Annotated in this window: 20 protein-coding genes and 1 riboswitch; of the genes, 12 read left to right on the top strand and 8 right to left on the bottom strand. The window is 70.1% G+C overall.

The window, feature by feature from the left end; genetic code table 11:
- The first annotated feature begins 20 nt into the window (after positions 1-20).
- From hpaD to RS83_RS10220, 5 genes are all read left to right on the top strand, one after another.
- Entirely contained in the window at positions 21-1,157 is a 1,137-nt protein-coding gene (gene hpaD, locus RS83_RS10240) for a 3,4-dihydroxyphenylacetate 2,3-dioxygenase (RefSeq protein ID WP_045279379.1), read from the top strand.
- Positions 1,158-1,349: 192 nt separating this feature from the next.
- Positions 1,350-2,135 carry a fumarylacetoacetate hydrolase family protein gene (locus tag RS83_RS10235; protein ID WP_045279378.1) on the top strand — a complete coding sequence of 262 codons (786 nt, stop codon included), beginning with the start codon at positions 1,350-1,352 and terminating at the stop codon, positions 2,133-2,135.
- The gene (locus RS83_RS10230; RefSeq protein ID WP_045279377.1) at positions 2,120-2,920 is read left to right on the top strand and encodes an HpcH/HpaI aldolase family protein; all 801 of its coding nucleotides are present in this window, start codon (positions 2,120-2,122) and stop codon (positions 2,918-2,920) included. The genes RS83_RS10235 and RS83_RS10230 overlap by 16 nt, the downstream gene beginning before the upstream one ends.
- Before the next feature lie 79 nt (positions 2,921-2,999).
- Positions 3,000-3,719: a DUF6882 domain-containing protein gene (locus tag RS83_RS10225; protein ID WP_045279376.1), complete on the top strand. Its 720-nt coding sequence runs from the start codon at positions 3,000-3,002 to the stop codon at positions 3,717-3,719.
- A gap of 33 nt (positions 3,720-3,752) precedes the next feature.
- Entirely contained in the window at positions 3,753-4,841 is a 1,089-nt protein-coding gene (locus RS83_RS10220; RefSeq protein WP_045279375.1) for an N-formylglutamate amidohydrolase, read from the top strand.
- A gap of 55 nt (positions 4,842-4,896) precedes the next feature.
- Here RS83_RS10220 and RS83_RS10215 read toward each other — a convergent pair whose 3' ends face one another.
- Positions 4,897-6,240: an anaerobic C4-dicarboxylate transporter gene (locus RS83_RS10215; RefSeq protein WP_197072104.1), complete on the bottom strand. Its 1,344-nt coding sequence runs from the start codon at positions 6,238-6,240 to the stop codon at positions 4,897-4,899.
- 85 nt (positions 6,241-6,325) lie between these two features.
- Here RS83_RS10215 and RS83_RS10210 point away from each other — a divergent pair, with 85 nt between their 5' ends.
- Entirely contained in the window at positions 6,326-6,877 is a 552-nt protein-coding gene (locus RS83_RS10210; protein ID WP_045279374.1) for a hypothetical protein, read from the top strand.
- Between the two features lie 83 nt (positions 6,878-6,960).
- On the opposite strand, the gene RS83_RS10205 is transcribed toward RS83_RS10210, so the two are convergent.
- Positions 6,961-7,839, bottom strand: a complete 879-nt coding sequence (locus tag RS83_RS10205; RefSeq protein WP_045279373.1) for a bifunctional methylenetetrahydrofolate dehydrogenase/methenyltetrahydrofolate cyclohydrolase — start codon at positions 7,837-7,839, stop codon at positions 6,961-6,963.
- Positions 7,836-9,110, bottom strand: a complete 1,275-nt coding sequence (gene glyA, locus RS83_RS10200; RefSeq protein ID WP_045279372.1) for a serine hydroxymethyltransferase — start codon at positions 9,108-9,110, stop codon at positions 7,836-7,838. The genes RS83_RS10205 and glyA overlap by 4 nt, the downstream gene beginning before the upstream one ends.
- A 38-nt stretch (positions 9,111-9,148) precedes the next feature.
- A riboswitch (ZMP/ZTP riboswitch) is annotated at positions 9,149-9,233 on the bottom strand.
- Between the two features lie 53 nt (positions 9,234-9,286).
- Between glyA and RS83_RS10195 the strand changes: the two genes are divergently transcribed.
- From RS83_RS10195 to RS83_RS10170, 6 genes are all read left to right on the top strand, one after another.
- Positions 9,287-10,807, top strand: coding sequence for a family 20 glycosylhydrolase (locus tag RS83_RS10195; RefSeq protein ID WP_082071624.1), 1,521 nt, complete (start codon positions 9,287-9,289; stop codon positions 10,805-10,807).
- Complete coding sequence (gene nagA, locus RS83_RS10190) at positions 10,804-11,991, top strand: N-acetylglucosamine-6-phosphate deacetylase (protein WP_045279370.1); 1,188 nt, start codon at positions 10,804-10,806, stop codon at positions 11,989-11,991. Before RS83_RS10195 ends, nagA begins: the two co-directional genes overlap by 4 nt.
- Positions 11,992-12,448: 457 nt before the next feature.
- A complete protein-coding gene (locus tag RS83_RS10185; protein ID WP_197072103.1) occupies positions 12,449-14,512 on the top strand; it encodes a sigma-70 family RNA polymerase sigma factor in 2,064 nt (687 codons plus the stop codon).
- Between the two features lie 9 nt (positions 14,513-14,521).
- Positions 14,522-14,893 (top strand): DUF2568 domain-containing protein, encoded by a 372-nt coding sequence (locus tag RS83_RS10180; RefSeq protein ID WP_045279369.1) that lies wholly within the window; start codon positions 14,522-14,524, stop codon positions 14,891-14,893.
- The gene (locus tag RS83_RS10175) at positions 14,890-16,287 is read left to right on the top strand and encodes an FAD-binding oxidoreductase (RefSeq protein WP_045279368.1); all 1,398 of its coding nucleotides are present in this window, start codon (positions 14,890-14,892) and stop codon (positions 16,285-16,287) included. The genes RS83_RS10180 and RS83_RS10175 overlap by 4 nt, the downstream gene beginning before the upstream one ends.
- The gene (locus RS83_RS10170) at positions 16,280-16,687 is read left to right on the top strand and encodes an NUDIX hydrolase (protein WP_045279457.1); all 408 of its coding nucleotides are present in this window, start codon (positions 16,280-16,282) and stop codon (positions 16,685-16,687) included. The genes RS83_RS10175 and RS83_RS10170 overlap by 8 nt, the downstream gene beginning before the upstream one ends.
- 6 nt (positions 16,688-16,693) lie before the next feature.
- Here the strand turns inward: RS83_RS10170 and nagB are convergent, their stop codons facing one another.
- From nagB to RS83_RS10145, 5 genes are all read right to left on the bottom strand, one after another.
- A complete protein-coding gene (gene nagB / locus RS83_RS10165) occupies positions 16,694-17,473 on the bottom strand; it encodes a glucosamine-6-phosphate deaminase (protein ID WP_045279367.1) in 780 nt (259 codons plus the stop codon).
- On the bottom strand, positions 17,466-18,431 hold the full coding sequence (locus tag RS83_RS10160) for an ROK family protein (protein WP_197072102.1): 966 nt from the start codon (positions 18,429-18,431) through the stop codon (positions 17,466-17,468). The genes nagB and RS83_RS10160 overlap by 8 nt, the downstream gene beginning before the upstream one ends.
- A gap of 34 nt (positions 18,432-18,465) precedes the next feature.
- On the bottom strand, positions 18,466-19,653 hold the full coding sequence (locus RS83_RS10155; RefSeq protein WP_045279366.1) for an ROK family transcriptional regulator: 1,188 nt from the start codon (positions 19,651-19,653) through the stop codon (positions 18,466-18,468).
- A gap of 74 nt (positions 19,654-19,727) precedes the next feature.
- A complete protein-coding gene (locus tag RS83_RS10150; protein WP_045279365.1) occupies positions 19,728-23,006 on the bottom strand; it encodes a family 20 glycosylhydrolase in 3,279 nt (1,092 codons plus the stop codon).
- A complete protein-coding gene (locus RS83_RS10145) occupies positions 22,997-24,214 on the bottom strand; it encodes an alanine racemase (protein ID WP_082071622.1) in 1,218 nt (405 codons plus the stop codon). The genes RS83_RS10150 and RS83_RS10145 overlap by 10 nt, the downstream gene beginning before the upstream one ends.
- Positions 24,215-24,222: the final 8 nt, after the last annotated feature.

The following is a 24,222-nucleotide window of genomic DNA, read 5'->3' as shown; positions in this document are numbered from 1 at the left end:
TGATCTGCAAGGACGCTGACATGACCAACCGTGACGACATGACCCTGACCTCAGCGGGCTACTACGTCTCTCAGGAAGCACCGATCCGCTCGGACAACCCGGTCGCGACGCCGAAGAGCACGCCGCCCGATATCCTGCGCTGCGCGTACATGGAGCTCGTGGTCACCGACCTCGCCGCCTCCCGGCAGTTCTACGTCGACATCCTCGGGCTGTACGTGACGACGGAGGACGACCAGGCCATCTACCTGCGCTCCACCGAGGAGTTCATCCACCACAACCTCGTGCTGCGCAAGGGACCGATCGCCGCTGTCGCCGCCTTCTCGTACCGGGTGCGCACCCCTGAGGACCTCGACCGCGCCGTCGAGTTCTACACCGAACTCGGCTGCGAGGTCCGCCGCGAGCCGGGCGGCTTCGTGCAGGGCATCGGCGACTCGGTGCGCGTGGTCGATCCGCTCGGGTTCCCGTACGAGTTCTTCCACCAGTCCGAGCACGTCGAGCGGATGTCGTGGCGCTACGACCTGCACATCCCGGGTGAGCTGGTGCGCCTCGACCACTTCAACCAGGTCACCCCCGACGTGCCGCGCGCGGTCGGCTTCATGCAGGATCTCGGCTTCCGCGTCACGGAGGACATCCAGGACGACGAGGGCACGGTCTACGCCGCATGGATGCGCCGCAAGCCCACCGTGCACGACACCGCGATGACCGGCGGAGACGGCCCGCGCATGCATCACGTGTGCTTCGCGACGCACGAGAAGCACAACATCCTCGCGATCTGCGACAAGCTCGGCGCGCTCCGCCGCTCGGACTCGATCGAGCGCGGCCCCGGCCGTCACGGTGTCAGCAACGCCTTCTACCTGTACCTGCGCGACCCCGACGGCCACCGCGTCGAGGTCTACACGCAGGACTACTACACCGGCGACCCCGACAACCCCGTCATCACCTGGGACGTGCACGACAACCAGCGCCGCGACTGGTGGGGCAACCCCGTCGTGCCGAGCTGGTACACGGATGCATCGCTCGTGCTCGACCTCGATGGCAACCCGCAGCCCGTCGTCGCGCGCACGGATTCGAGCGAGATGGCGGTCACGATCGGCGCCGACGGCTTCTCGTACACCCGCGCTGACGAGGGCGAGAAGAAGCTGGGCAACCAGCTCTAGGCGCTTCGACAGGCTCAGCGACCCACCCCGTGGCTCCTGCCCCTGAGGCCCTTGGGTCCCTGAGCCTGTCGAAGGGCCCGCCACGCCCCCTGGGTCCCTGAGCCCACCTTTGGGTCCCTGGGCCCACCTCCCCCCTGGGTCCCTGAGCCTGTCGAAGGGCCCGAAGAAACCGATCGACGAAGGAGAACCCGGATGCTGTCACCAGACACCGTCGCGCAGATCGCGGCCGAGCTCGCGGAGGCCGACCGCACGCACGCGGTGATCCAGCGGATCACCGCCCGCTACCCCGAGGCGACGGTCGAGGACTCCTACGCGATCCAGGGCGTCTGGCGCGACACGCAGATCGCGGCCGGCCGTCGGCTCGTCGGACGCAAGATCGGCCTGACCTCGAAGGCGATGCAGCAGGCGACCGGCATCACCGAGCCCGACTACGGCGTGATGTTCGATGACACGGTCTATGAGTCCGGCGCCGAGATCCCGGTGGACCACTTCTCGAACGTCCGCATCGAGGTGGAGCTCGCGTTCGTGCTGAAGCATCCGCTGGAGGGTCCTGACTGCACGCTCGAGGATGCCCTCGCCGCGATCGACTATGCGGTGCCGGCGCTCGAGGTGCTGAACTCGCACATCGAGCTGGAGGGCCGCACGATCGTCGACACGATCAGCGACAACGCGGCGTACGGCGCGATGGTGCTCGGCGACGTGCACAAGCGTCCGGACGAGATCGACCTGCGCTGGGTGCCCGGTGTGCTCTCGCGCAACGGTGAGATCGAGGAGACCGGTGTGGCCGCCGGAGTGCTCGGCCATCCGGCCACCGGCGTCGCGTGGCTCGCGAACAAGTTCCATCAGCACGGCGCGCGTCTCGAAGCGGGCGAGGTCATCCTGGCAGGATCGTTCACACGCCCGATGTGGGTGTCGCGGGGCGATGCAGTGCTGTGCGACTACGGACCGATGGGAACAATCACATGCCGCTTCGTCTAGACCCCTCCTTCCGCGAGCGCCTCGCGGCGTCGGATCGATCACTGATCGGCATGTGGGCGTGCTCCGGCAGCCCGGTGGTCACCGAGGTCGCCGCAGGGTCGGGTCTGGACTGGCTCCTGATCGACATGGAGCACTCGGCTGTCACGTTGGAATCCGCGCTCCTGCAGCTGCAGATCGTCGCCGCCTACCCGATCGTGCCCCTCGTCAGGGTGCCGTCGAACGACACGGTCGCGATCAAGCAGATCCTCGACCTCGGCGCGCAGAACCTGATCGTGCCGATGGTGTCGTCCGTCGATGACGCGCTGGCAGCCGTCGCAGCGACCCGCTACCCGCCGGCGGGGGTTCGCGGCGTCGGCAGTGCGCTCGCTCGCAGCGCCCGCTGGAACCGCGTCGACCGCTACCTGCAGGAATCCGCCGAGCACACCTCGCTCACGGTGCAGATCGAGACCGCCGCGGGAGTGGCGGCTGCGGCCGATATCGCGGCGGTCGACGGCGTGGATGCCGTGTTCGTCGGCCCATCCGATCTCGCGGCGTCGATGGGTCTGCTGGGTCAGCAGACCCACCCCGACGTCGTCGCGGCGGTCGAGCAGGTCTTCACCGCTGTGAAGGCCGCTGGCAAGCCGGTCGGCGTGAACGCCTTCGACCCGGTCGCCGCTGATGCATACATCGCCGGCGGGGCGGACTTCGTCGCCGTCGGAGCCGACGTGGCGCTGCTGGCGCGGGCATCCGAGGCCCTCACCGCCCGATTCGTCGCAGCGGCGGGCGCAGAGCGCGCGAGCTACTGACGCGGCGCCCGTCACCCCACCCCGCATCCGACCCGTCCCGCTCTGGCGGATTCATAGCAATCCGGGGAAGACTGTGGTCATGACCTTCGCCGCGCTCCAGCCCCTCGCCGACCGTGCCGCCCTGTTCACCGCGCTCCGTCAGGATGCCCTCTCGACCGCGGCCGACGCGCTCGGCGAGCACCGGTGGGATGCCGACATGGCCGCGGGCACCCTCACGTTCACGGCGAACGACGACCCGAGCCGTCAGCTCGTCGCCCGTGCGCACCTGATCGCGACGATCGCACCCGGCCCCCGATCGATGCTGTGGGCGTGGGCGCACCCGCAGGGAGATGCCCAGGGCGTGGCCGCTCAGCTGCACGCGTACGGCGCTGAGCACGGCATCGTGGAGCTGACGTCGCCCGAGGTCCCGTTCCCCGCCGACGCACCGGCCGACGAGGACTGGATCGCGCAGGCCGCGCACGTGGTCGGCGGCGTGGCGGTCGAGCTCACCGGACGCGCTCCCTACTACTCGGCGCCGGTCGGCGGCGGCACGCGCGCCGTGTTCCTGCTCGATGCCCCGCTCCCCCCGCTGACGGTGGCGGATGCCGTGATCGCACTGCCGCGTCTGCTCGCGGGTCTCGCACTGAGTGATGCCCGCACCTCGGTGTGGGACCTCGCTCGCCTCGCGAACTGGACCCTCACGTGGACCGACGAGGCGTTCTCCGGCGCGACCGTCGTCGATGCCTCCGGCTCCGCGACCTTCCGCTTCGACGAGCAGGCCCGCATCGTGGGGATCGAGAGCACGCTCGCAGGTTCCTGACCGCAGGTCGCACCGCGCGGCTACCATGAGCGCATGAGCGACCTCGACCTCATCCCCGCCGGACGGACGTTCTCCCCGGAGGAGATCACGGTCTTCGCCGACAGCGGCACCCGCACGCTCGAGCAGGCCATCGCCGACGCCGACGTGCTCATCAGTTGCCCGCACGCCGGTGCGCGCATCCCCGAGGAGCTGCTGCCGTACCTCTCTCCCGCGCTCACGCGTCGACTGCAATACGACTTCACCGATGTCTCCACCGACGCGATCGTGCGCACGTGGGCCGCCTCCGATCCGCGAGTCGTCGCGGTGCTGAATCCGCACCCGCGTCTGGTGCGCGACCCGAACAGGGCGCGACCCGAGGACATCGCCGCGGATCTCACGACGGCGCTCGAGCGCACCCGTGCGGCCGGCGCCTGGCAGAAGGTCGATCTCACCGGCGTCGACGCCATCCGTCCGGTGACGTTCTCCTTCTTCCCGATCCTCGACGTCCCTGATGACGAAACGGAACGCGAACGCCTGGTGCAGACGTTCGTGGAGGTCGGCGAACGCGGGCTCGGCGTGTACGAGCAGACGAGGGATGCGCTGACCGAGCGGTTCGTCGCGGCCAAGCTGCGCACCGGCGGTCGATTCACGCGGCTGTCGTTCCACGACACCATGAACACGACCACGACTCGCGAGGGCGCGGTGAATGTCGCCAGGGCGGAGCAGGATCGGCTGCCTGCCGTTGTGGCGCTGTCGAATCGCGGCGACACCCGCGGCGACGAGCGTGATCCCGCCGACCCTCCGACCATGGATCCTGAGCGAGCACGGGCATTGGCCGATGCCCACCGGGCGGGCTTCCGCGTCGAGCGGCCGGATGCCGTGGCGCTCAACACCCCGTACCTCGGGAGCCAGGAGATCATCGCCGCCGGGCGCCGCTTCCGCGAACTGGCGGATGCAGCCGAGGAGGCTGCCCTGACGCTCGACGCCGTGCAGGCCGAGTTCCTTCGGGAGTATCTGCTCGGCGACGCCGCCGTCGAAGCGTTGCACCGCCCGGGCACCGACTGGATCACCGAGGACCCGGAGCACGTGCGAGCAGTCGCCGCGGCCTGCAAGCGCTCGTGGGACATCTTCCGCGCGCTCTGATCGGAGAGCGCATCGACCATCCGGCGCTGCTGCTGCTGCCACGGGTTCGGGGTGCTCAGCCGCCCCAGAGCACCCCGAACAGTGCACCGAACGCGATCGTGGTCGCCGCGAGGATGAGCGTCGGCACGAAGAAGGAGTGGTCGACGAGCTTGGTGCCGAGCTTCGTGGAGCCGGAGGTGTCGAAGTTCGCTGCGGCGATCTGCGAGCCGTTGGTGGGCAGCAGGTAGATGCCGGCGAACGCGCCGGCCCACATGCCGCTGAGGAGTCCGAGCGGGATGCCGGCCGCAAGACCGATCGGCACGATCGTCCTGGTCGCGGTCGACTGGCTGGTGGTGAGCACGCACACCAGGAACACGCCGAGCGCGAAGATCCACGGTGCGGCGCTGACCCAACCGCCGACGCTGCTCGAGATGAGCGCCGAGTGCGCGGTGAGGAAGGTGTCCGTCAGCCACGCGAGGCCGAACAGCGCGATCGCCGAGACCATACCGGCTTTGAACACGGTCATGGTCGGGATCTCCGCCACCTTCGGCCGTGAGACCACCAGGATCAGCGTGCCCACCAGGAACATCACGATCTCGATGATCGGCGTCATGGCGACGGGGTCACCGGCGGCATCCAGTGGGCGGATCCCCTTGAACAGACCGAACACGACGATCGCGGCGACGCCGAGCAGGAAGATCACCGCCGCGTTGCGACCGGCGGTGGTCACCGTGACGTCGGCCTTGATCTCCGCGGCATCAGCGCGGGGCGGAGCGAGCTCTCCCCTGGCGATGCGCGCCTGCACGTCCGGGTCGTCTGCGAGGTCCTTGCCGAGGCGGTTCACGAAGAAGCTCGACACCACGATGCCGACGATCGCGGCCGGGATGGTCACCTTCAGGATGTCGACGAGCTCGAAGTCCCATGGCGCGGTGTCGGTGAGCGTGACCATCGCCGCCATCGCCGCCGACACGGGGCTGCAGGCGAGCGCGACGCCGGTCGCGACGACCGAGAGCGAGAGCGGACGTGACGGGCGGATGCCGTTGCGGTAGGAGAGGTCCTGGATCACCGGGAGCAGCGGATAGAGGATGTTCGAGGTGCCGGCACCCACCGAGAACAGGAACGAGACCAGCGGTGCGACGAGCGTGATCTGCTTGGGGTTCCGCGCGATCAGCTTCGCGGCCACGGAGACCATCCAGTCGATGCCTCCGGCTGACTGCATCATGGATGCCGCGAGCACCACCGAGAGCACGATGAGCAGCGCGTCGACCGGGGGCGAGCCTGGAGAGAGCCCGAAGACGAAGACGAGGATCGCGACGCCCGTGCCACCCCAGAGACCGAGGCCGACGCCGCTGGATCGAGTGCCCATGACGATACAGCCGAGGACGACCAGCAACTCGATGACGAACAGTGCGATGTCCACTGGATTCCTCTCGCCGGGGACGTTGCGGTCAGCATATTGGTCGGCGGGCGGGATTCCGAGCCCCTCATGTGGGATTCTGTTTCGCATGAAGAACGGAATCGTGCGGTTCGTCTCCCTCTACGTGTTCAACGTCGCGGTGCTGCTGCTCATCGGACTGCTGCTGCGTGGGGTGTCGGTCGGATGGAACGCCCTGTGGGCTGCGATCATCCTCACGCTCGCCGCGCTGTTCGTGAAGCCCCTGCTGCGCTCGGCGTTCCGCAGATCGGCCGCGAAGTCGGCAGCCGATCGCACCAGAGCCGGCGAGAAGGTCGTGCAGTACGTGCTCGTGTACGTGGTCGAGTTGATCGTCTGGGTGCTCACCGTCTGGTTGAGCGGCGTGCGCTCCTCGAGCGTCTGGGGCTATGTGCTCCCGCCGCTCATCCTGCTCCTCGGCTGGGTGATCTATGACCGGATCGACGACCGACTCCACGCGAAGGCGTCGGAGGTGTACGACGCCGTGCAGGCGCGAGTGAAGGGCGGAGCGAGGGCCACGCACTCCTCCCCCGCTCCAGCGACCGCGGAGACGGCCGCCGCACGCGATGAGCTGCACGACGGTCTCACCCCGGAGCAGCGCCGCATGCTCGACGAGCTCGGCTGAGGCCGAGGCCGAGGCGCCCAGCAGACCGAGAACGGCACCCATCCCCGAGGGGTGGGTGCCGTTCTGTCATCGGAGCAGGCGGGTCAGACGAGCCGTTCCGCCGCCTCGACCACATTCGTCATGAGCAGTGCGACCGTCATCGGGCCCACACCGCCCGGGTTCGGCGAGAGGAACCCGGCCACCTCGGCCACATCGGGGTGCACATCACCGAAGACCAGGCTCTTCCCGGTCTCCTGGTCGCTCTCGCGCGTCACGCCGACGTCGAGCACCGCAGCGCCGGGCTTCACGTCCTCGGCGCGGATCAGGTGCTTCACACCGGCTGCCGCGACGATGACATCGGCCTCGCGCAGGTAGCGCGACATGTCGACCGTGCCGGTGTGCGTGAGCGTGACCGTGGCGTTCAGGTCGCGCCGCGTGAGCAGGAGGCCGATCGAGCGTCCGATCGTGACCCCGCGTCCGACGACGACCACATGCTTGCCCGTGAGGTCGTAGTCGTTGCGGAGCAGCAGTTCGATCACACCGCGCGGCGTGCACGGCAGCGGGGTGTGGATCGGGCTGTTGACGTTCAGCACGAGCCGACCGAGGTTGGTCGGGTGCAGTCCGTCGGCATCCTTCGCCGGGTCGATGCGCTCGAGGATCGCATCGGTGTCGATGTGCTTCGGCAGCGGCAGTTGCACGATGTAGCCGTGGCAGTCCGGGTCGGCGTTGAGCTCGTCGATCAGTGCCTCGACGTCGGCCTGCGTGGCGTCGGCCGGCAGCTCGCGCTGGATCGAGTTCATGCCGACGGCTTCGGACTGCCGATGCTTCATCCCGACGTACAGCTGTGATGCCGGGTCGGCGCCGACGAGCACGGTCGCGATGCCGGGCGTGATGCCCTTGGCCTTCAGCGCCGCGACGCGCTCGGTGAGCTCGGCCTTGATCTCGGCTGCTGCGGCCTTGCCGTCGAGGACCTTCGCGGTCACTGCTGCAGGTCCGGGTAGAGCGGGAAGCCGGCGGCGAGCGCGTCGACGCGGGCACGGAGCGACTCGACGTCGGCACCGGGGAGCAGCGCGAGCGCGATGATGTCGGCGACCTCGGTGAACTCGGCGTCGCCGAATCCGCGCGTGGCGAGCGCCGGGGTGCCGATGCGCAGACCGGAGGTCACCATCGGCGGACGCGGGTCGTTGGGGACCGCGTTGCGGTTCACGGTGATGCGGATGTCGTGCAGCAGGTCCTCGGCCTGCTTGCCGTCGATCGCGGCGTCGCGCAGGTCGACGAGCACGAGGTGCACGTCGGTGCCGCCGGAGCGCACGCCGATGCCGGCATCCTGCACGTCCTGCTGCGAGAGGCGCTCGGCGATCAGGGCGGCGCCGCGCAGGGTGCGCTCCTGGCGCTCCTTGAACTCGGGCGTCCCGGCGAGCTTGAACGCGGTCGCCTTGGCGGCGATCACGTGCATGAGCGGCCCACCCTGCTGTCCGGGGAAGACGGCCGTGTTGATCTTCTTGGCGAGATCGGCGTCGTTCGTGAGGATGAAGCCGGAGCGGGGTCCACCGATGGTCTTGTGCACGGTCGAGGAGACGACGTGCGCGTGGGGCACCGGGTTCGGGTGCAGCCCTGCGGCGACGAGTCCGGCGAAGTGCGCCATGTCGACCCAGAGCAGTGCCCCGACCTCGTCGGCGATCTCGCGGAAGGCCGCGAAGTCGAGGGTACGCGGGTAGGCCGACCATCCGGCGATGATGACCTTCGGCTTGTGCTCGATGGCCAGGCGGCGGACCTCGTCCATGTCGATCGTCGAGGTCTCGGGGTCCACGCCGTACGCGACGATGTTGTAGAGACGACCGGAGAAGTTGATCTTCATGCCGTGCGTGAGGTGGCCGCCCTGGTCGAGCGAGAGGCCGAGCAGCGTGTCGCCTGGGCGGGCGATGGCGTGCAGCACCGCTGCGTTGGCCGAGGCGCCGGAGTGCGGCTGGACGTTCGCGAACTCCGAGCCGAACAGGCTCTTGGCGCGCGCGATCGCGAGCTCCTCCGCGACGTCGACCTCTTCGCAGCCGCCGTAGTACCGGCGACCGGGGTAGCCCTCGGCGTACTTGTTCGTGAGCACCGACCCCTGCGACTGCAGGACCGAGACGGGCACGAAGTTCTCGGATGCGATCATCTCGAGGAAGGTCTGCTGGCGCTGCAGTTCGCGATCCAGGACCTGGGCGATCTCCGGATCGACCTCGGAAAGCGGGGCGTTGAAGTAACGGTCGGTCATGATGACATGCTCCTCTGACAACGGATTCGAAGGGTGTACCAATCGGCCCAGGCGCGCGGTCGAATTCCGTGGTCAGTCGCTCCCCGGTGGTAGTCCACCCAGACGCCAGTCGCGACGAGTACGAGCATACCGGATTCCCCCTGTGCCCCGAGTGCCCTGCACGATAGGTTTTGTTCATGGTCCTTCCCCATTCCCTCCCCCTTGTTCCACTCCCCGCCGTCGCTGTCGCCGGCGAGGGACGGATGCCGGTCGGCGCGACGTCGCGCGTGCTCGGCGCTTCCCCCGTCGTCGCCCAGCTGATCGATGCGATCGCGGACCGCAGCGGCATCCGCCTCGCTTCGACGATCGACGGCGAACCGACCGAGGGCGACATCGTCCTGCGCGTCGACCCGGCTGCTGCACCGGCGGAGGGCTACACGCTCCGCGTCGGCGAGTACGCGGAGGTCGTCGGCGGCGACGAAGCAGGACTCTTCTTCGGCGTGCAGACCCTGCGCCAGCTCTTCCGCGAGGACGAGGACGGGTGGGGCGTCATCCGCGCAGACATCACCGACAGCCCGCGGTTCGAGCACCGCGGCGTCATGCTCGACGTCACGCGGCACTTCTTCGACGTGGCCGAGGTGAAGAAGTTCATCGACGCGACGAGCGCGCTGAAGCTCAACCGCCTGCACCTGCACCTCAGCGACGATCAGGGCTGGCGCGTGCAGATCGACTCCTGGCCGCTGCTCACCGAGCGCTCGTCCTCGACCGCGGCCGGCGGCGACCGCGGCGGCTTCTACACGAAGGACGACTACCGCGAACTCGTCGAGTACGCGGCATCCCGGCACATGATCCTGATCCCGGAGATCGACCTGCCCGGGCACACCCATGCGATCGGCGTCGCCTACCCGGAGCTCGTCGAGGCACCGGTGCTCAACGACGGACTCATCGCCGAGTCGGCGCGCCTGGGGCAACCGCTGCCCGTGGCCGGCGAGAGCTACCTCGGCTGGGGCGTCGGGCACTCCAGCGTCCGCATCCACGAGGAGCGCACCTACGACTTCGTGCGCGACGTGGTGCGCGAGCTCGCCGAGATGACCCCTGGACCGTACATCCACATCGGCGGCGACGAGTCGCTCGGCACCCCGCAGGCCGACTTCGACCTGTTCGTCGAGCGCGCGACGCAGATCGTGGTCGATGCGGGCAAGACGCCGGTCGCCTGGCACGAGGTCGGCGCAGCCGAGCACATCGCCACCGGCACGATCGGCCAGTACTGGGGCAAGACCACGCCGGAGGGGACGCACGCCGAAGAGGCGGCGCACTTCGTCGCCCGCGGCGGATCGCTCATCATGTCGACCGCGGATGTCGCCTACCTCGACATGAAGTACACGCCGGACTTCCCGCTCGGCCTGACCTGGGCAGCCGTGATCGATGTGCGCTCCTCCTATGAGTGGGAGCCCACGGCGATCCTCGACGTGCCTGACGCTGCGATCCTCGGCGTCGAAGCGCCGCTGTGGTCCGAGACGACCCGCACGCTCGGCGATGTCGAGCAGCTGGTCTTCCCGCGTGCCGCTGCCCAGGCCGAGATCGCCTGGTCTGCGAAGCAGGCGCCGGAGCGCACCTGGGAGTCCTTCCGCACGCGGCTCGGCTCGCTGGCGCCGCTGTGGAACGCTGAGTCGATCGACTTCCACGCCTCCGACGACGTCCCCTGGAGCGACAGATGACCGTGCACTCCTCCGCGACCGGCTCGCTGGTCATCCATTCGGTGCGTCTGATCGACGGCGGCGAGAGCATCGACGACGCCTGGATCCGGATCGAGGACGGCCGCGTCGCCGCGCGCGGCACCGGCGCGGGATGGGCCAGGGCGGACGAGGTCGTCGATGCGACCGAGGCCGCAGGGCAGGGCGCCATCCTCACGCCCGGATTCGTGGACATCCACGGGCACGGCGGCGCCGGAGCATCGTTCGACGACGGCGTCGACGCGATCCGCACCGCACGCGCCCTGCACCGCGAGCACGGCACCACGCGCGCCGTCGTCTCGCTGGTCACCGCTCCCCTGGATGACCTGGCCGACAGCGTCGCGTCGATCGCCGACCTGATGCAGACGGATGCCGACATCCTCGGCTCGCACCTCGAGGGGCCGTTCCTCGACCCTGGCCACCACGGCGCGCACGAGCCGTCGCTGCTGCGGACGCCGATCGCCGACGACGTCCGGCGGCTGCTCGATGCCGGACGCGGCACCATCCGCCAGGTCACGATCGCGCCGGAGCTGCCCGGTGGACTCGAGGCGATCCGGCTGATCGTCGCGGCCGGCGCCGCTGCCGCCGTCGGCCATACGGACGCGGATGCCGAGATGGCCCGCTCCGCCTTCGAGGCCGGGGCATCGATCCTGACGCACGCGTTCAACGCGATGCCGGGGATCCACCATCGAGCGCCTGGGCCGGTGCTGGCCGCCGCCGCGGATCACCGGGTCGTGCTCGAGGCGATCGCCGACGACGTGCACCTCGACCCGCAGATCATCGCTCTGCTGTTCGCCTCGGCTCCGGGCCGCGTGGCACTCATCACCGATGCGATGGCTGCTGCCGGCAGCGCCGACGGCCACTACGACCTCGGCGCCGTCAGCGTCACGGTGACCGACGGCATCGCGCGCGCCGATGACACCGGCTCGATCGCCGGTTCGACGCTGACGCAGGACGTGGCGCTGCAGCGGGCGGTGCATGCAGGCGTTCCGCTGGCCGCTGCCGTGCAGGCGCTGACCGAGACTCCGTCGAAGGCGATCGGGATGGATGCCGAGCTCGGCACCCTGCGCGATGGGCGACTCGGCGATGCCGTGCTGCTGGATGGAGAGCTGCGCGTCGTCCGCGTATGGCAGGGAGGGCGCCCCTCGGTACGAGGCTCCGTCCGCTGATCGCGAGACGACGCGCAGCTCTGCGCTCTCCGGTCGTGCACCTGCATGCGGGTCACCGTTTCCCCAGAATCCGATGGCCCTGTCGCAGTCAGAGCGAGCGGGCCGAGCACTCCTCCCCCGAGGCGCTCGACCCGCTCGGCTGGTGCGGTTGCCCCCGGCACCAGCGCCAGAACTTCGCCCCCCGGTGAAGTTCCTCACGGCTGTCTCTATGGGATGAGACGACGCATGCCCCGATCCATTACGCGATATCCGAGACTTTTTTGAAGTTTCTTCGGGACATCCGGCGGAAGTTGTTCCTGAACTGGGATTCTGTGCTGAAAAAGATTTCGAGGAATCCGTGACGAGGGGTGGCCCTGCGGCGCGATCCGAGTGAGAATGGAGAAGACGCGTGATGAACGGCCCACTCGCGCGTCTCTCTTGTGAGGGCGCACGAGCGTCCCGAGACAGATTGATGGAAGTGCACGAAGACACCCCCCTTCACGATCCGATCGCCGATGCCGATCTGATCCTCCGTACCCGCTCCGGCGACACGGAGGCATTCGGCGAACTCTGGCGACGCCACTACCCCTCTGGGATGGCAGTCGCGCGGTCCGTGACCTCTTCGATCGACCCCGACGACCTCGTCCAGGAGTCGTACACCCGCATCTACCAGGCCATCGTCAAGGGCGGCGGGCCCAACGGCTCGTTCCGCGCCTACCTCTTCACCAGCATCCGCAACACCGCCGCCGCGTGGGGTCGATCCCGCCGCGAGTCCGCGATCGACGAGCTCGACACGGTCGCCGACCCCGACAGCACGGAGCAGGCGACGAACGAGGCGCTCGACCGCAGCCTCACCGCGCAGGCCTTCCGCAGCCTGCCGTCGCGCTGGCAGGAGGTGCTCTGGTACACCGAGATCGAGCAGATGAAGCCGCAGGCCGTCGCTCCGCTGCTCGGCATGAAGGCAGGCGCGGTGTCGCAGCTCGCCTTCCGTGCCAGAGAGGGCCTCCGCGAGGCCTGGATCCAGGCGCACCTTCGCAGCGCAGCCCCCGGCTCCGACTGCCAGTGGACGATCGAGCACCTCGGCGCGTACTCGCGCGGCAACCTCGGCACCCGCGACCACAACCGCCTCGAGGCCCACCTCGACGAATGCGCCCGCTGCATGATCGTGGCCGCCGAAGCCAAAGACGTGTCGATGCGACTCGGGCTCGTGCTCCTGCCGCTCGTGCTCGGCATCACCGGCTCTGCCGGATACCTCGCCACGCTGCAGGGCAACGGCGCGCAGATCGCAGCCCTCGCACCCGCCGTCGTTCCGGCCGCGGTGTTCGCGGGCGGTCATGGCGCCGTAGCCGGCTCGTCCGGCGCACTCGCCTCGGCTCACGCAGCCGGTGGCAGCGGCGGTTCCGGCACTGGAAGCGCCGCCGGTGGCGGCGCCGCGGGTGGCGGTGCGGCCGGCGGAGGCGCAGGGGCCGGCGTGCTCACCGGAATGGGCGCCCTCGTCGGAGTCGGCTCTGCCGCACTCGTGGTCGCCGGCGTCGTCGTCGCCGCGGCCGTCGTGCCGGGACTCACCGGCGCCGGTCCGTCAGCGTCACAGCCGAGCGCAGGAGACTCCGACTCCTCGTCGATCGCGTCGGATGTCGGCCCGGACGCCTCGATGTCGCTCGATGAGCCGGTCGTCATCGAGACGCCCGCTCCCGCTCCGACGCCGGACGAGAAGGTCGCGCCGATCACGGAAGAGGCGGATGCCGCCGACCCCGCGCCGGCCGAGCCTGCCATCCCCGCCGCGGTACCGCCGACTCCCGTGACACCGGTCGTCCCGACGATTCCGACCGACCCCACGGGTCCGGTCGATCCCGTCGATCCCGTCGATCCCGTCGATCCGGTCGATCCGGTCGACCCGCAGCCCACGTTGCCGGAGGGCGCCCCGAGCGTGACCGGCACCGAGGTCTCCCTCGATGGCCTGGTCACGAACTATCGCATCTCGTTCAGCGGCGCCGTCGGCTCCACCGTGCAGGCGCAGATCGACGGCAGCGGCCCGCGGACCGCTGCGCTGACCGGTGCACCGGGGGCAGACGTCGCCACCGGTTCGATCGATCTGCACCCCACGTTCACCCAGCTCTGCGGCAATGCGGCCGTCAGCTTCGCCTACATCGCGGGCGACCAGGTCGGCGTACCGGCCACGACCACCCTGTGGGAGCTCGCTCCCCTCTCGCCGATCACGGCGCTGCTCTGTGACATCGCGTTCGGCGACGAGGCGGCGACCACCGCGCCTGACCCCAGCTCTGCATCGGAACCCGCCACCGAGACTTCCGACTCTGGCACCACCGACGTGAGCAACACCGACGTGACCGCTCCCGCCGCAGACGTCGCGGCTCCCGCCGCCGAGCAGCAGCCCGCGCCGGCCGAAACCGCGCCGACTGAGTCTGCGCCGGCCGAATCCGCACCGGCCGAAACCGCACCGGTCGCGTCCGCACCGATCGACGACGCCCTCCCGGTCGCAGCAGCGCCCACCGACGCGGACGAGGCACCGGCGACCGCCGAATAGACTGGAGCCATGTCTCCGGATCCCGCTCCCGTACCCGGCGTCGAGCGTCCGGTCATCACGGTTCTCGACGTCGTCCGCGCCATCGTCCTGGTGCTCGCGATCGTCTCACTCGCCCTCTGGGGCTTCGCCACCTGGGCGTTCCCCTGGAACGTGGTGCTCGGTATCGGCACGCCGATCGTGGTGCTGCTGGTCTGGGCGCTCTTCCTCTCGCCGAAGCCGGTGCTGCGGGTGCATCCGTACCTCAGGGCCATCGTCGAGCTGCTGATCTACGTCGGCGTCACGATCGCCTGGTGGTCGATGGATCAGGCACTGATCGGCTCGGCCTTCGGCGTCGTCGCGATCGCCGCAGGCGTCATCAGCGGGCGGCGCGCACTGTCGTGAGCGTGCTGGCGCAGCTCTCGACGGCCCTCGGCGATCTCGTCGACGTCGACGACGCAGCGCTCGAAACCGCCAGGGCCGACCGTTCAGGTCATGCCGCCGTCGGCCGACCGATCGCGATCGTGCACGCCGAGACCGTGGAGCACGTGCAGGAGACCATGCGCATCGCCTCCGCGACGCGCACGCCGGTGGTCGTCCGCGGAGCCGGCACCGGCCTCGCCGGCGCAGCGAACGCGGGTGCAGGCGAGATCGTCCTCTCGACCATGCGGATGAACGCACTCACCGAGGTCCGACCGGATGATCTCCTCGCCGTGGTCGAACCGGGCATCCTGAACGCCGACCTCAACCGTCAGCTCGCCGCGCACGGCGTGTGGTGGGCACCCGACCCGGCCAGCCGCGACATCTCGACCGTCGGCGGCAACATCGCCACCGGCGCCGGCGGGCTGCTGTGTGCGAAGTACGGCGTCGTGCGCGATGCGGTGCTCGGTGTCGACCTGGTGCTCGCGGACGGTCGGCTGCTGCATCTCGGCCACCGCAGTGTGAAGGGCGTCACCGGGCTCGACCTGACCTCGCTCGTGATCGGCTCGGAGGGGACGCTCGGCGTCGTGGTCGGCGCCACGTTGAAGCTGCGCAGGCTCGTCGAAGGCGCCACCTGCACCGTGACGGCGACGTTCCCCGATGTCCGCAGCGCGGCCGCGGCGTCTGCCGCGGTGACCGCCGCCGGCGTGCAACCGGCGATCATGGAGCTGATGGATGCCGCGAGCCTCGCAGCCGTGCACGCCCTGCTCCTGCTGCCGGCTCCCCCGGCCGGCGCCGCCCAGCTGACGATCCAGACCGACGGCCCTGCAGCGCTCGCAGAGGCGGAGACGATCGCGGCGGTGCTCAGGGCCGACGCCGGCACCGTCTCGCTCACCCAGGACACCGCAGAGGGCGAGCGCCTGCTGGCGATCCGGCGCTCCATGCACGCGGCGATGGCCTCGCTCGGGACGACGCTGATCGAAGACGTCTCGGTGCCGCGCAGCGCGATGCCCGAGATGTTCGATGAGATCGCCCGCATCGAGCGCGAGTACGGGCTCGTGATCCCGACGGTCGCGCACGCCGGCGACGGCAACCTGCACCCGAACTTCATCTTCGAGGGCACCGAGACTCCTGACCACGTGTGGGCAGCCGCCGACGACCTCTTCCGCGCCGCGATCCGTCTCGGGGGCACCCTGACCGGCGAGCACGGGATCGGCGTCCTGAAACGACGCTGGCTGGCCGACGAGCTCGGCGACGCGCAGTGGGAGCTGCAGCGGCAGATCACGCGGGTGTTCGACCCGCTCGGCATCCTCAATCCCGGCAAGGTCTTCGAGAATCCCGGCAGGCTGATCGAGCAGACGGGTGATGCAGATGCCTGACATCCACGTGAGCGCCGCCGTCATCCTCGACGAGGACGACCGAGTGCTCGTCGTGCGCAAACAGGGCACGACGCGCTTCATGCAGCCGGGTGGCAAGCCGGAGGCCGGCGAATCACCCGCGCAGACACTGATCCGCGAGCTCGATGAGGAGCTCGGCCTGCAGCTCTCCGAGAGCGACCTCACCCCGCTCGGCAGGTTCGTCTCCGCGGCGGCGAACGAGCCGGGGCACCGCGTCGTCGCCGATGCGTTCTCGGCCTCGATCGACCCGCGAACGGTCACGGTGCAGGCCGAGCTCGCCGAGCTGCGCTGGATCACGCCAGCAGACGTCGAGATGCTGCCCCTGGCTCCGCTCAGCCTCGAGCACCTGCTGCCACTCGCGTGGCCGGCGCTGCGAGGCTGAGCGGGCTCAGATGCCCTGCCAGGCCGGCTTGTTGGCGAACGTGTAGCGGTAGTAGTCGGCGAGCTTCAGCCGCGATGCGGCCGCCTCGTCGACCACGATCGTGGCGTGCGGGTGCAGCTGCACCGCCGACGCGGGGAGCATCGCGGTGAGCGGCCCCTCGACCGCGTCGGCGATCGCCTGCGCCTTGCCCTCGCCGAATGCGAGGAGCACGAGGTGGCGAGCCCGCAGGATCGTGCCGAGCCCCTGCGTGATGCAGTGCCGCGGCACGTCGTCGACCGAGTCGAAGAAGCGGGCGTTGTCTGCGCGGGTCTGCTCGGTGAGCGTCTTCACGCGCGTCTGCGATGCGAAGGAGGAACCGGGCTCGTTGAAGCCGATGTGACCGTCGGTGCCGATGCCGAGGATCTGCAGGTCGACGCCGCCGGCTGCCGCGATGGCCGCCTCGTAGTCATCGCCGGCGTGCTGGATGGTCGCCTCCGCGCCGTTGGGCACGTTGATGCGCGCCGGGTCGAGGCCGAGCGGCTCGATGACCTCGCGCGTGATGACCGAGCGGTAGCTCTCCGGGTGCGCCGGGTCGATCCCCACGTACTCGTCGAGGGCGAAGCCGCGCACGAGGGAGAGGTCTCGGCCGTTGCGCTGCTTGCGCAGCGCCTCGTACACGGGGAGCGGCGTCGAGCCGGTGGCGAGCCCGAGCACCGCGTCAGCGCGCTGTGCGATCAGCTCGAAGATCTCGGTGGCGACGAGAGACCCTGCGGCCTCCGCGCTCTCGACGATGACGACCTCAGCCATGGGAAACGATCTCCTTCTCGGTGACGGATGCGCCGACGAGTGCGGCGCCGAATGCTGCAGCGGGTGATCCTGAGGCGAGCAGTTCGATCCGCTCCTCCAGGTGCAGTGAACGCATGAACGCGGATGTCTCTGCATCGGCGCGCAGCGAAGCGCGGATGCCGAGCTCGAGGCGTTCGCCGAGCGCGGTGAGGCCGCCGCCGATGATCACGGTCTCGACGTCGGCGGAGAGCACGAGCACCCGCACCGCGGCGGCAGCGCCGTGGTAGAGGTCTGCCCGCAGCGCGAGCGCCGTCTCGTCCCCCGCGTCCGCGGCGTCGAAGATGTCCTTGACCGGGAGCGCGCCCGGTCGCCCCCATGCGCGCGACAGCGCGCCGCCGCCGCAGAACGTCTCGACGCAGCCGCGCTGGCCGCAGCCGCACAGGCGGCCGTTCGGGTCGACCGAGATGTGGCCGACCTCGCCGGCGGTGCCGCGCGCACCGCGCCAGATCTGCCCGTCCATCACGATGCCGGCCGCGACGCCGGTGCCGAGATTGAGGTACGCCATGGAGCCGGTCACGCCGCGCAGCACTGCAGCCCCGAGGGCCGCCGCCTTCACGTCGTTCTCGATGCGGAAGGGCACACCGAGCGCCTGCTGCGCCCGCACGGCGAGGTCGAGGGATTCCACGCCGAGGTTCACGGCATGCAGCACGCGGCCGGTGTCCGCATCCACCAGACCGGGGATGCCGATGCCGACGGAGCCGATGTCGGACACCGCGAATCCGGTCTCCTCTACCAGCGCGCTGACGGCGAGCACGATGCTCTCCACGACCGCGTCATCGCCCCATCCCGTCGGCCGGCGAAGGCGTCCGAGGATCTCGCCCGACGGCGAGACGGCGACCGCGTCGATCTTGGTGCCGCCGACGTCCAGGCCCACACGGATCTGCCGACCGTCGAGGTCGGCGAAGTCAGCACCCTTCATCGGATGCTGCTCCCGGTGCTGGTCGTGGCGGAGATCACGAGACGCCAAGCTGCGCGGAGAGGACCATCACGGCGGCGCCGCGCAGCACGATGTCCTCCTGGCGGGTGAGGCGGATGAGGGTGTCCTCGAAGACGCCCTCCAGGGTTCTGGCGTGCAGGGTCTCGATCGCGGAGTCGATCAGGATGCCGTCGAGCAGATCCGCAGGTCCGGAGACGACGACCTCGGAGAGATCGAGCGCTGCGACGATCGGGGCGATCGCGATGCCCATCCTGGTGCCGGCATCGCGCAGGATCTCGTCACGAGCCGTCGGCTCGTCGGTGAGCGCATCGCGGAGTCGGCTGACGCTGAGCCAGGCTTCGAGGCACCCGTCCTTACCGCAGGCGCAGCGCGGACCGCCGTCGGTGCCGACCACGACGTGACCGATCTCACCGGCGGCGAAGCGGCTGCCGAGCAGCGGCTGGCTGCCGGTGATGAGCCCTGCACCGACGCCTCGACCGATCTTGATCAACATGAAGTCGGCCTTGGCGTCGCCGAAGGTGTACTCGGCGAGCACCGCGGCATTCGCGTCGTTGCGCGCGAGGACCGGCAGGTCGAGGTCGGCGCTGAGCTTCGCCTCGAGCGGGAAGTTCGTCCAGCCGAGGTTGGGCGAGCTCAGCACGAGACCGTCAGGGCGCACGACGCCAGGGGTGCCGATGCCGGCACCGAGGAGCGGCTGCGTGGACGCCGCCACCAGCTGCCTTGCGAGCTCGACGATCGCTGCATAGACCGCGTCGCCGTCCGGGCCCTCTGGCCGCGCGACCTCACGCCGTTCGAGCACGTCGCCGTCGAGGCTGAGCACCGCGCCGACGAAGGCGCTCGGACCGGAGAGGTCGATTCCGATGATCTGGTGTCCGACGCGATCGATGTCGATCAGGATCGGCGGCTTGCCCGGCCCCACGGTCTCCCGCACGCCCATCTCGATCACGATGCCGTCAGCGATGAACTCGGCGACGAGATCCGAGATCGTGACACGGGTGAGGCCGGTCTCCCTGGAGAGGTCCGCCCGGCTCATCGCACCGGCGTGATACAGGGTCTGCAGCACGAGTGCGCGGTTGTGTCCGCGTGCGTGTTCGGGAAGCACTTTCGAGCGGGAGCGCAGGTGGCGCCCTGGGCCGAAGGCATGGCTGTTCCCGCCGACGTACTCTGCCGTCGTGGCGGGACGCGATTCATCCGAAGCGGACATGTTTGTTAGTAGACCTTACGAACAAAAATTGTGCAACCTCTGCCGCGCGACGCGCGGTGAGGGTTACCGAAACGTTACTCAAGCTGCGACGCCGTGTCGACCGATTCCACGGCCCTCGCGACCAGCCGCTCGACCAATCCGGCAACGATCTGCTCGCGAGCCGCGATCGTCATCGGCTTCTCCGGCACCCCAGGACGCCGCTGGTCCGGCGTCGGACCGTCGAGGGGACGATACCGTACCCCGGCGGCCGCGAGACGGATCAGGTGGGTCGGCAGCCGTCGGGCGAAGTCCGAGAAGTCCGCAATGTCCCCGCCCTCCCACAGGCGCTCGGAGATCGCGGCGAGCCGAGGGAACATGGCGAAGTCGACGCGGTCCCTCGTCGGGAGATGCTCGGTCCAGACGTTGGCCTGGCCGCCGACGGCTCCTTCCGGCACGCGCAGCGTGTACGCGCGCTCGATCGTCAACGGCGGACCGACCCTGATCGGCTCCTCTGCCGACGCCGACTGCGCGTAGTCGAGGTAGACCTCGAGGTCGGGGCAGGCGACGACCGGGATGCCGCGCCGAAGCGCCTCCTGCATCGCGACGGGTCCGCGCCAGGCCAGGATCTGGACGCCATCGGGCACCTCGCCCTCGAGCACCTCGTCCCAGGCGAGGGCGATGCGTCCGCGGCTGCGCACATGCGTCACGAACTCGGCGGTGAACCACGGCTGCACGTCGTGCGGCGTCTCGAGGCCGAGCTCGCGCATCCGCTCTCGTGCAGCCGCGCTCTCGGCCCATTCGGTGACGGGCACCTCATCGCCGCCGATCCCGATCCAATCGGAATCGAAGACGTCGCACAGGGCGTCGATCGCGGCCCGCCCGAATGCGAGCGCCTGCTCGGTCGGGGCGAGTGTGCGGGGATTGACGCCGAAGCGCTCCCACGGTCCGGTGACCGGCTCGCCGACATCCAGGTTGCCGAGCTGCGGATACGCGGCGAGCGCGGCCTGGATGTGACCGGGCAGCTCCACCTCGGGGACGAGCGTGACGAATCGCTCACGTGCATACGCGACCAGGTCGCGCAGCTCGGCGGTCGTGTAGTGCCCCTCGTGCACGCCGGGCTCGACGGTCGCGTGCACGCCGTGCCCGAGCTGGGTCGCAGCGCGGGTCGCGCCGATCTCGGTGAGCAACGGGAACCCCGGCACCTCGTAGCGCCATCCCTGGTCATCGGTGAGGTGCAGGTGCAGGACGTTGAGGTGATGATCCGCGAGCAGGTCGATGAGCCGCCGGATGTCGTCGGCCGGGCGGAAGTGCCTGGCGACGTCGAGCATCGCGCCGCGCCAGGAGTGAGCTGGCGCGCCCTCCCACACGCCAGCGGGCAGGACCGCCGTCTCCGCGCCGGGCGTGCGCAGCTGACGAAGCGTCGTGGCTCCGCGGAACACGCCGGCCGGCGTCGCACCGGCGATCTCGATGCCGTGCTCGGTGATCGTCAGTCGGAAGGCCTCGTCGCCGATGCGATCCGAGGCGAACGCCTCCGCCGCCACTGCCGCATCGACCAGCAGCCGGATCGGCGGCTCACCGGCGACGGCCCGACCGTCGCCGTCCAGTCGCGCGGCGATGTGGGCGAGCTCCGGGTCGGCGAGCACCGGGGTGCGGGCGGTCCAGGTGAAGCCTGGCACCGATGGCTCGATCCTGGCATCGATCTTCGGCACCGTCGCGCGGTGCGGGGCCGGGGCCATCCGCAGGGCTCGGCCGGGGGTTCGGCCCGTGACCTCGCCCGAAGCGACGACGGCGACGCCGCCCACCAGCACGTCGATCACCCCGATGGGGTGATCGAAGGGAGCGTCGAAGGTCGCGCCGGCCGCGATCGTGCGCGGATCGAACAGCACGAGATCCGCCGTCGCACCGATGCGGATGACACCACGCGGCGCATCGCCGCGATCGAGGCCGAGCCGCGTGGCCGGCGTGCCGGACAGGTGCCGCACGGCCTCCTCCAGGGTGAGGATGCTGAGTTCGCGCACGTAGTGGCCGAGGTAGCGCGGGAACGTGCCCCGTCCTCGTGGATGCGGTCTGGCGCCGATCAGGATGCCGTCGCTGCCGGCGGTGTGGCGGGGATGGCGCATGATCTCGCGCACGTTCCCCTCGTCACCGATGTGCATGAGGATGCCGGTGGCTCCCCCGTCGGCGACGATGGTGTCGATCACGACGTCGACGGCGCGACGTCCCTCGGACTCGGCGATCTCTGCGATGGTGCGGCCGACGAGGGCATCGAGCGCCGGCTCGGCGGTGCCGGAGATCTGGATCGCGGTCCAGTCGGCGCGTTCGCCGTGGAAGCCGTCGCAGCCGATCTCCTCGAGCTCGACCCGCACACGCTCGCGCCCAGCGGCATCGAGCTCGGCGAGCACGCGCACGAGGTCGCCGCCCTCGGCGAGTCGGCTCGGCAGCAGCGCTGCCAGCGTGGTCGCGCCGGGGAGGTACGGGTAGGTGTCGAGCGTGACGTCGACGCCGTCGGCGATCGCCTCGTCGACCAGCGCGAGCAGCTCGCGCGCTCTACCCCGGTTCGGGACGAAGTTCATGGTGGCGTGCGTGAGATGGATCGGGCACCCGGTGCGGCGACCGATGTCGAGCGCCTCGCGGTACGCCTCCAACGCGCCCCCGCCGTAACTGCGGGTGTGCGGCGCCCAGTAGCCGCCGCGCTCGGCGACGACGGTGCACAGCGCCTCGAGCTCCGCCGTGTCGGCGTACATGCCCGGCGTGTAGGTGAGGCCGCTCGACATGCCGAAGGCGCCGGCGTCGAGGGCATCCCCGAGCAGCTCGCACATCTCGGCGATCTCCTCGATCGTGGCCGGACGGTTCTCGTGGCCGGCGACCATCATCCGCAGGTTGCCCTGCGGCACGAGCACGGCGGCGTTCGCGACGGCCGTCTCGTCGATCGCGTGCAGCAGGTCGCCCATGCTCCGCCAGGGCGCGGATGCGGGCATCCCGTTCCAGCCGGCGATCTGGGCCGGGATGACGGCTGCCGTCACGTCGTCGAGCGGCGCGTAGCCGAGCCCGTCCTGTCCGAGCACCTCGGTCGTGACGCCCTGCCGGATCTTCGCGTCGTGCGCCGCACCGCCGAGCACGGCGAGCTCGCTGTGCGCATGCATGTCGATGAAGCCGGGGGCGAGCACCAGCCCGCGCGCGTCGATCTCGATCGCGCCGTCCGGCAGCTCGATCACACCGCGCGCAGGGTCGTCGAGGCGCAGGATCGCGACGACCCTGGCTCCCTCGACCGCGACGTCGGCGTCGTATCGGGCGGCACCGGTGCCGTCGACGACCACGGCGCCACGGTAGACGCGGACCAGGCCTTCGGCCGCCTTCTCCGCGCTCAGAAGCATGTCGCCACCGCTCCGATCACGCGGGGGTCATCCGCATCGGGATCGTCGATCACCGCGACCACCCGCCACTTGTCGAAGGCCGTGCACGGGTGCGAGAGCCCGAGGCGCACGACGTCTCCCACGACGACCGACGCACCGGCCGCGAGGTGCAGGAAGGCGTGCTGATCGTTCAGGGCCGTGATCTCGCCGGCCACCGTCTGCGGCGTCGGCAGATCGATGTCGAAGGGGACGTCGCGGCGACCCGCATCGAGGAGGGCAAGCCCGCCCTCCGGCTGCGACAGCACCCTCGACCACGCGTGCATGGCGGAGCGAAGCGGCGCGGTGCCCGTCAACGGTCCGAAGGGCGACATCCGGGAGTAGAACCCGTCGTCGTGGATCTGGAAGGCGCCGGAGCGCAGCACCACATCGGCCGTGTCCCGCTGAGAGGAGAGGACGGCGGCGGCACGATCCGGGAATGAGCTGCCCCCGGCGCTGAGCACCGGACGGATGCCGTCGGGGTAGACCAGCTTCTGATGCAGGGCCACGATCGTCTCGAGGTACGCGTCGACCGCCGCGACCGAGTCCGCACTGCGATCGGGGCCGAACGGCCCCTCGTAGCCGGTGACGCCGGCGAGCCGGAGCCCCGGGGCGGCGGAGATCGCCGCGGCGATGCGCTCGCCCTCATCGATCGTCCGCGCACCGGTGCGTCCGTGCGCCCCGCCGAGCTCGACGAGCACATCGAGCGGACGACTCGCATCGGCGAGCGCCGCCGCGAGGATGTCGACGGTGGCGACCGAGTCGGCCCAGCACAGGATGCGGAGGTCGTGATCGGCGGCGAGCAGCTCCCCCAGTCGCACTGCAGCCCCGGCATCCGTCACCGCATTGGCGATCAGGACCGTGTGCACGCCGGCCGCGATGGCGACCTCCGCCTGCCACGGCGTGGCGATCGAGATGCCCCAGGCACCGGCATCCAGCAGTCGCTGCCACATCGCAGGAGCCATCGTGGTCTTGCCGTGCGGCGCCAGGTGCACTCCCAGGTCGCGGGCCCAGCCGAAGACCGTCTCCTCGTTGTGCGCGAGCGCAGCCTCGTGCACCGTGAGCACCGGGGTCGGCAGATCGGAGAGACGGAGCCCCGCATCCGCGACCTCCGACAGCCGGAGTCCGGCAGCGCGTGCCGGGAAGCCCTTCGCCCAGGCGCCGAGAACGGGATCGGGAATTTGTAGAGGCATCTAACAAG

It is taken from the genome of Microbacterium oxydans, assembly GCF_000956525.1.
Taxonomy (GTDB): Bacteria; Actinomycetota; Actinomycetes; order Actinomycetales; family Microbacteriaceae; genus Microbacterium; species Microbacterium oxydans_A.
This window is presented reverse-complemented; position numbering and strand designations above follow the sequence as displayed.